We start from the raw sequence: 7,926 nt of genomic DNA, 5'->3' as shown, positions 1-7,926 counted from the left end.
GTGAGCTGTGCTCGTATTCAGGAAGATTACATAGTGCTTTGCCGCCAGATGCAGTTTTTTACAAAATTGTTTCAGAAATTCTTATGTACGGAAAAGCGAGCTTCGTTTTCCGGGGAAGCCTGCCTTGCATTTGCAGCACGAGGGGCATTGACTGGCAGACTCGGCGCGGAGATATTTTGCGGAAGTTTTTTAGGGCTTCTCTCCCGGGCGAGGAAGCTTAAGCGGCAGTTTTTGTTCACTCCTGTTTTCTGAGCATCCCCAACGGGGTATAACTGCGAAGCACCTGCCTGTCGCGTGAGGCTTTTCCCCGGTGGGTTAGCCCTGAATGAAGAAGGCCGCCCGGTGGGCGGCCTTCTTGTGGAGAAAGGGAGCCTTACATGAGGATGAAGGCCACGATACCGACGGCTATACCGTAGAGTATGAAGGGGCTGACGGTACGGCGCAGTATGTCGCCTTCCTTGCCGATAAGGCCGAGCACGGCGCAGGCTGCCACGATGTTGTGGATGCAGATCATGTTGCCCATGGCGCCGCCGGCGCCCTGAGCGGCGATGATGATGAAGTGCTGGGGCACGGTGTAGCCGAGTGTCCTTGCCATATCCCACTGGAAGTTGGCGAAGAGCATGTCGGACACGGTGTTGGAGCCGGTGATGAAGGCGCCGAGGCCGCCCACATAGGAGGCAAGCGCGGGCCAGGCGCCGCCCGCGAGGTCGGCCAGGCTCTGGGCGAGAGCCATGGGCATGGAGATGTGGTTGGTGGCTTCACTGACGCTGGTGCCCTTGAAGATGGACACGAGAGCCACGGCGGCGAGCAGGGAGATGGTGGGAGCCTTCATCTTGGCAAAAGCGGTGGACCATGCCTTGCTGACTTTGTTGGAGCCGATTTCGTCGTTACGCAGCATACCGTGCAGGAAGATGGTGATGATGGAAACGAGGATGAAGGGCACGGTGCCGGGCAGGTTCATGAGGGCGATGTACGCACCCACGCCTTCCTGGCCGAGGATGTTGGAAGCGCCGATGTTGAACATGGGGTCGGTGACGATGGGCTTCAGATGGAAGGCGGGCACGCGGGTCACCACGAGGATGAGGCCGCAGAGCACATAGGGCAGCCACGCCATGCCCTGGCTCATGTGTTCCTTGTATTCCGTCACGTCGGAAGGCTTGATTTCGCCGATCCAGTCGGGATCCCACTTGTCGCTGGAATCAAAGTCCCAGGTGCCTTCGGGCACGCAGATACCCTTCTGGGTGAGCTTCACGAGGACTCCGAGACCGATGATGCCGCCGAGCAGGGAGGGCAGTTCGGGGCCGACGGTCCAGGCGAGGATGAGGTAGGGTACGCCGAAGCACACGGAGGCGAGCAGGCAGTATTTCCAGGCGGCGAAGCCTTCGGCCCAGGACTTGTTCTTGCCGTAGAAACGGGTCATGAAGCCCAGGAGGAAGATGGGCAGGATGAAGAGCATGGGCAGATGCATGAGGGTGACGTATTCGCCGATGGTCTTGTAGACCAGGGCCGGGTCGCCGGTGTTCAGCGCGGCCATGCCGAGGGCTTCAATGGACTTGAAGCCCTGAAGCACGGGAGTGCCCACGGCGCCGAAGGTCACGGGAATACTGTTGAAGGCGAGGCAGATGACCGCGGCGCAGAGGGGAGGGAAGCCGAGGCCGAGCAGCAGCGGGGCGGCAAGAGCGGCGGGGGTACCGAATCCGGCCGCGCCTTCAATGAAGGCTGCGAACATGAAGCCGATGATGATGGTCTGCACGCGGCGGTCGGGGCTGATTTTTTTCATGCCGGCCTGGATGGTTTCCATGGCCCCGCTGTAGGTGAGCGTGTAGTAGATGAGCAGCGCGCCGAACACAATGATGAGAACGCCCGCGGCGGTGATGAAGCCTTCCAGCGTGAGGGCGATCACGCGGACTATGGGCAGCTGCCATACAAGGATGGCGAGAATCGCGCCCGTGGCCCATGCCAGCGGCATGGCGCGCATGGACGACCAGCGCAGGCCGGCCATGAGGATCAGCGCCACGAGCAGCGGCGCGACGGCAAAAAGTGCCAGCAGTTCAATGTTCATATGGCTCTCCTCTGATTGTAAGAAGGTAAACGGGCTTAGGGAGAAGAAGGAACATGCCGCCCCTTGCGGAGCTTGCCCGGATCCGTGGGGACGGGCGCGTTTTTTTTGCGTGCGCCTGCGCCGCCTGCCTGTGTGGCTCAACCAGGCGGGAAAGATTTTTTCTTCCGGCTCTTTCGGACGGAAGCACGGATATTTTTTGGGGGATTTTCCCCGGAGGCAGGGCTCCACCCTGAGGCGGAGCCCTGTTTTTTTATTATTTCATGGCGCGGGCGAGCAGCTCGGACATGTGTTCGACCTTGATGGGCGAATCATTGGCCGTGGCTACGCCGCGGATCTGCATGATGCAGCCGGGGCAGTCCGTCACGATGATGGAAGCACCGGTAGCCTCGCTGTTTCTCAGCTTCTTTCTGCCTATTTCGGCGGAGAGTTCGGGGAATTTCACCGAGAAGGTACCGCCGAAGCCGCAGCACACATCCTCTTCCGCCGCAGGAGCATAGTCGGCGACCATGTTCAGAAGCGCGCGCGGTTCTTCAGTGATGCCCATGTTCCGCATGTGGCAGGGAGAATGGTAGGTGACTTTTTCGTTCGTCTTGACGAAGTCTTCCGCCCTGAGGCCCAGCTTGTTGTACACGAAGGAGGTGAAGTCCATGACCTTGGAGGAGAAGATGCCGGCACGATACCTGTCTTCCGTGTCCTTCAGAAGGTCGGGATAACCGTGCTTGAGATGCCCGGCGCAGGAGGCGCAGAGGGTGATGATGGCGTCGTACTTGCCGGGCTCGAAGGCGTTCACGTTCTGCGAGCAGACCTGAAGGCTTGTTTCCCTCTGGCCCATCATTTCCAGCGGCAGGCCGCAGCAGGTCTGCTTGAGCGGGAACTCCACATGCACGCCGTGCCTGTTGAGCACGCGCACGGCGGCCACAAGCTGTTCGGGGTAGACGAAGTCCTGCGCACAGCCGGAGAAGAGGGCCACGCGGAACTTGGGCTGGGCGGGGTTGTTCACCACCTTTTCGAAAAGCTGACGGAAGGACTTGGGAGCCAGCGCGGGAAGCTGGCGGAAGCTCTGGTCGCCGCCCATGAGCACGGCGGGCAGGTGGCGGATGAACTTGCCGCCCTTCACCGTGAGGGGCTTCTGCGAGAATTTGATGAACTTGAGCAGGCTGTGGAAGCGGTCGCGATCCTTCATCACCATGCTCATCACGGAGCCGGCGGCGCTGTTGCCTTCGCTCTTCACGAGGCGGGAGCGGATTTCACGGGTGATGCGCGGCAGGTCGATGCCCGCGGAGCATACGTTCTTGCAGGATTCGCAGCCTATGCAGTTCTGCACCAGGGCACGGGCCTTGTCCGCCCCGTGATACAGGTAGGTGAGGGCGAGGCCCACGGCGCCGATGTACACATAGCCCATCTTATGGCCGCCGATGAGGCGATAGACCGGGCAGACGTTGGCGCAGGCGCCGCAGCGCACGCAGCGCAGAATGTCCTTGAAAGCCGGATCCTGCGCTATTTTCAGGCGGCCGTTGTCAAGGAAGACGATATGCATTTCCTTGCGGCCGTCGGGGCCGGTGGCACATTCGTTGGCGCCGGCGATCCAGGTGATGTAGGAGGTGAGGGCCTGGGCGGTGGCGTTTCTCGGAAGCACCTGAAGCACCTTCAGCGCGTCGGCCACGGTGGGGATGAGCTTTTCAAGGCCGGCCAGCACCACATGCACCCTGGGCATGGTAGTCACAAGGCGCAGGTTGCCTTCGTTGGTCGCAGTACCGATGAGCCCGGCTTCCGCCACGGCGAAGTTCGCTCCGGAAATGCCCATGTCGGCATTCACATATTCGGCGCGCAGCTCCTTGCGGGCCACCTTCACGAGCTTCTGAATATCTTCCCTGTCCTGCTGTACCTTGGTCACGTCGGTGAACAGGTCGGCCACCTGATGGCGGGAAAGATGGATGGCGGGCATGACCATGTGGGAAGGGCCTTCATGGCGCAGCTGGATGATCCATTCGCCGAGGTCGGTTTCTACCACGCGAAGGCCTTCCTTCTCCAGGGCGCTGTTGAGGTGTATTTCCTCCGCCGTCATGGACTTGGACTTGATGATGTTCTTGCAGTCGTTTTCCTTGGCGATTTTTGCGATGATGCGGTTGGCTTCCGCCCCGGTGGAGGCGAAATGCACATGCACGCCGCGTTTTTCCGCTTCGGTTTTGAACTGTTCGTAAAGCTCCATCATGTGCTGGGCGGCGTTGTCTTTGATATCGGCCACTTCACTGACGAGCTTGTCGACGTCCATACCTTCAAAGATGCGGACGCGGTTTGCCTTGTACTCAACGGCGAACTTGTCCAGCGTGGCGCGGAGGAACTTGTCGTCCAGCGCTTCCTGAATCTGACCGTGGTATTCCTTCATGTTCTTGGCGTCGGCCATGTCTTAATCCTCCAGCAGCACGATGTGAAGTTCGAGGGGTCCGTGCACGCCGAGGGCGCCCACGCGTTCGATATCGGCCGTACGGCTGGGGCCGGTGATGAAGGCCGTGTAGGATGCCCCGCCCCTGTTGAGCAGGTCGAGCATGATGCTGTTGGCGTCCTCCAGCTTGTCGAGCAGGGTGGACTTGCGCACCAGCATGATGGACACTTCCGCCACCATGGTGCCGAGGCGCACTTCCTCACGGTTGGAATTGACGATGCACGTCACCGTGTCGGCCACCAGGGCGTCAGCCCAGGTGATGCTGGTGTCGAAGCCGCCCATGTGGTCGCGAAGGCCGCCGCGCAGGGGGGTAATGTCCGTGCCCGCAACCTTTTCTTCCAGTACGGCGTATTCCTCATCGGAAAGGCCGGGGGCCGCGATGAAGCGTTCAAGCATGGTGGGGAAGCCGTTTTCACTGGCGGGGCCGTACTGCTTGCCTTCTTCCGGCAGCAGCATCTCGCAGTGGCGCTTTTTTTCGGTGATATCCACGGCGTATTGCATGGCGTCCGCGAAATCCTTCGCTTCATAAAAAGAAGCGGGAGTCGAGGGAGCCTTGGCTTTCACCACTTCAACAAGTTGATCCTGGGTCATTGTTACTCCTTGGCATGATTCCGCCGGAAGGGGCTGGAAAGAAAAAGGAAGGCCGGCACGGCAATACCGGCCTTCCCCGCTGGTCAGTCGGGCAGCGTTTCCGCGTAGATTTCGATGGGATGCTTGACGACGACGTCATCCTTGTTCTGTGAGAGCATGTCGGAAATCTGGAGCATGCACGCAGGGCAGCCCGTGGCCACGGCGGAAGCGCCGGAACGGACGATGTTCTCGCGCTTGCGCAGGCCGATTTCCTTCGACAGGTCGTAATGGAACAGGGTGAAGCTTCCGCCGCAGCCGCAGCAGCGGTCGGCTTCCGCCATTTCCACCAGCTCGTAGTTGGGATTCTGACGGATGAGCTTGCGGGGCTGTTCCCATACGCCGAGACTTTTCTTCAGGTGGCAGGAGTCGTGGAACGTCACGCGGGTGGCTTCGCCGGGGCGGCGCATGCCCTTGTCCATCCTGTCCACATGCAGAACGTCGATGAGGAAGGCGTTGATATCCATCACGCGGTCGGCCACGGCGGCAATGGTCTTCTGATGTTCGGGCGAGAACTCCCGGGCGAAATGAGGCCACCATTCCTTCAGCGTGGCCGTACAGGAGCCGCAGGGAGTAAGGACATACTGTATGCCGCCGCCGGTGAACTCACGGCCGATGACGTCGAGGTTTTTCCTGGTCTCCAGCACGAAGCCCGTACGGTCGCCGGAGGCGAGGGCGGGGATGCCGCAGCAGGTGAGATTGGAGGGCATGACGACGCCTACGCCGTGATGTTTGAGCACCTTAAGGCATGCCTCACCGAGCTGTGTGTAGTATTTATCCGCCATGCAGCCCGCGAAGAAGAGCACCTTGATGCCTATCTGCCCTTCGGTGCGCAGATCCCCGTATTTCGCGTGGAGCGACTTTGCCGGGAGCTTGGCGATATGGCGCGAGCCGATGAGCTTCTTGAAAAGCGGCATGTCGTAGGTTTTTGCGCCCTTCTGGCGCATGACAAGCCCCTGGAAGGGGGCGGCGCTGCGCATCATGGCGCTGAAAAGCTGCGGATGGGTGAGCAGCTCGCGGAAGACGAACTTCTTGACGGGGTTCAGGCCGCGGTAGTCCACCAGCGCCTGCCTCGCCTCCATGAAGATTTCCAGGATGGAAACGCCGGAAGGGCAGTTGGCCTGGCAGGAGCCGCACAGAAGGCAGCGGTTCAGCTTTTCTTCCACAGCGTCGGCATCTTCGATCATCTTGTGGGCGAGATTATCGAGAAGCGCCAGTTTGCCGCGGCTCACATCCGATTCCTTGTAGGTGACGCCGAACACCGGACAGACCGCCTGGCAGAGGCCGCAGCGCATGCAGTCGGCCAGCCGGTCGTCCAGCTTCATCAATGTCTGTGCAAGACGGGTGATGTCGCTCATGGTCAGATCCCCGTGATTTTGCAGGCGTTGAACAGGCCCTTGGGATCAATGGCGCGGCGCATGCGCTGGGAGAAGAGAATGGTGCCCTTGCTGGTTTCCTTTTCCATCCACTTGGCCTTGGCGGTGCCGATGCCGTGTTCGCCGGAAAGCGTGCCGCCGAGCTTGAGGGCCACGTCGAAGATTTCATCCACAGCGGCTTCCACGCGGGAGAATTCTTCCTTGTCGCGCTTGTCGCAGAGGATGGTGGGGTGCAGGTTGCCGTCGCCCGCGTGGCCGAAGGTGCCCATGTCGAGCTTATATTTCGCAGCGATTTCATTGAGGTTTTTGATCATGGCCGGGATCTTGGAGCGCGGTACGGTGGCGTCTTCCAGCACGCAGGTGGGGCGGGCGCGGGCAAGGGCGGGCAGGGCGTTGCGGCGGGCCGCCCACAGCTTGTTCTTTTCCTCGGCGTCCTTGGGGATGTGAATGCCCGTGGCGTTGCACTTTTTAAGCACTTCTTCCACAATGACGGCTTCGTCCTCCACCTGGCCGGGGTGCCCGTCCACTTCGATGAGCAGCATGGCCGCGGCTTCCACGGGCAGGCCGATTTTCTGGTCGGCTTCCACATATTTCAAGGTTGCCTGATCGAGCAGTTCCAGCGTGCAGGGCACCACATGGGCGGCGATCATGGCGGCTACGGCGTCGGCCGCATCCTGCACATCGGCAAATTCCGCAGTAATGGCACGGGAGGCGCGAGGCGGCGGTACCAGCTTGAGTATGGCCTTGCTGATGACGCCCATGGTGCCTTCGGACCCCACCATGAGGCCGGCGAGGTTGAAGCCGGTTACGCATTTCACGGTGCGGGAGCCGGTCTTCACGAGGTTGCCTTCGTAATCATAGAATTCCAGCCCCATGACGTAGTCCTTGGTGACGCCGTACTTCAGGCCGCGCAGGCCGCCCGCGTTTTCCGCGATGTTGCCCGCAAGGGTGGATACGGACATGGAGCCCGGGTCGGGAGGATAGAAGAGCCCCTTGGCTTCCACGGCGGCGGCGAACTGGGCGGTCACCACACCGGGCTGCACCACGGCATAGAGGTCTTCGGTATTGATTTCGAGAATCTTCTGCAGGCTGTTGGTGAGGATGACGACGCTGTCCACCGTATCCGGCACCGTGCCGCCGGAGAGATTGGACCCCGCGCCGCGCACGGTGATGGCAAGCCCGGCTTCATAGCAGAGGCGTATGGCTTCCCCTATCTGCTCCGTCTGGGTAGGACGAAGAACCAGCGCCGGTACTTTGGCTGGAAGCACGGCGCTGTCGTAGGAGTAGCACTGCCTGTCGGCTTCGCTGGTGAATACGTTCTCGGAACCCAGCAGAGCGCTCAGTTCTTTGATTAAATTAGGACTGATCATGACATCCCCTCCCCGAAGGGTTATAAAAGTCAGGAAAGTACATATAAT

Annotated in this window: 6 protein-coding genes; 1 reads left to right on the top strand and 5 read right to left on the bottom strand. The window is 60.5% G+C overall.

Annotated elements, in window-relative coordinates; genetic code table 11:
• Positions 1-252, top strand: a 252-nt coding sequence (locus K8W16_RS05350) for a hypothetical protein (protein ID WP_304121857.1), incomplete at its 5' end; no start/stop codon positions are given.
• A gap of 121 nt (positions 253-373) precedes the next feature.
• Here the strand turns inward: K8W16_RS05350 and K8W16_RS05345 are convergent.
• The 5 genes from K8W16_RS05345 to K8W16_RS05325 all read right to left on the bottom strand — a co-directional run bounded on the left by K8W16_RS05345 (position 374) and on the right by K8W16_RS05325 (position 7,878).
• Positions 374-2,062, bottom strand: coding sequence for an L-lactate permease (locus K8W16_RS05345; protein WP_304121854.1), 1,689 nt, complete (start codon positions 2,060-2,062; stop codon positions 374-376).
• A 253-nt stretch (positions 2,063-2,315) separates the two neighbouring features.
• Positions 2,316-4,466, bottom strand: a complete 2,151-nt coding sequence (gene ldhH, locus K8W16_RS05340) for an L-lactate dehydrogenase (quinone) large subunit LdhH (RefSeq protein ID WP_304121852.1) — start codon at positions 4,464-4,466, stop codon at positions 2,316-2,318.
• Between the two features lie 3 nt (positions 4,467-4,469).
• Positions 4,470-5,096 carry a lactate utilization protein gene (locus tag K8W16_RS05335; RefSeq protein WP_304121849.1) on the bottom strand — a complete coding sequence of 209 codons (627 nt, stop codon included), beginning with the start codon at positions 5,094-5,096 and terminating at the stop codon, positions 4,470-4,472.
• Positions 5,097-5,179: 83 nt separating this feature from the next.
• Entirely contained in the window at positions 5,180-6,490 is a 1,311-nt protein-coding gene (locus K8W16_RS05330; protein WP_304121847.1) for a (Fe-S)-binding protein, read from the bottom strand.
• A 2-nt stretch (positions 6,491-6,492) separates the two neighbouring features.
• The gene (locus K8W16_RS05325) at positions 6,493-7,878 is read right to left on the bottom strand and encodes an FAD-binding oxidoreductase (protein ID WP_304121845.1); all 1,386 of its coding nucleotides are present in this window, start codon (positions 7,876-7,878) and stop codon (positions 6,493-6,495) included.
• Between the last annotated feature and the right edge of the window lie 48 nt (positions 7,879-7,926).

It is taken from the genome of Mailhella massiliensis (assembly GCF_020741395.1).
Lineage (GTDB): Bacteria > Desulfobacterota > Desulfovibrionia > Desulfovibrionales > Desulfovibrionaceae > Mailhella > Mailhella massiliensis_A.
The sequence above is the reverse complement of the archived record's forward strand: the minus strand, read 5'-3'. Positions and strand labels throughout refer to the sequence as shown.

What these genes read in the sequence shown, in the direction of transcription:
- K8W16_RS05345 (WP_304121854.1), bottom strand. Translation starts at nt 2,062, where the DNA reads ATGAACATTGAACTGCTGGCACTTTTTGCCGTCGCGCCGCTGCTCGTG.
- ldhH (WP_304121852.1), bottom strand. Translation starts at nt 4,466, where the DNA reads ATGGCCGACGCCAAGAACATGAAGGAATACCACGGTCAGATTCAGGAA.
- K8W16_RS05335 (WP_304121849.1), bottom strand. Translation starts at nt 5,096, where the DNA reads ATGACCCAGGATCAACTTGTTGAAGTGGTGAAAGCCAAGGCTCCCTCG.
- K8W16_RS05330 (WP_304121847.1), bottom strand. Translation starts at nt 6,490, where the DNA reads ATGAGCGACATCACCCGTCTTGCACAGACATTGATGAAGCTGGACGAC.
- K8W16_RS05325 (WP_304121845.1), bottom strand. Translation starts at nt 7,878, where the DNA reads ATGATCAGTCCTAATTTAATCAAAGAACTGAGCGCTCTGCTGGGTTCC.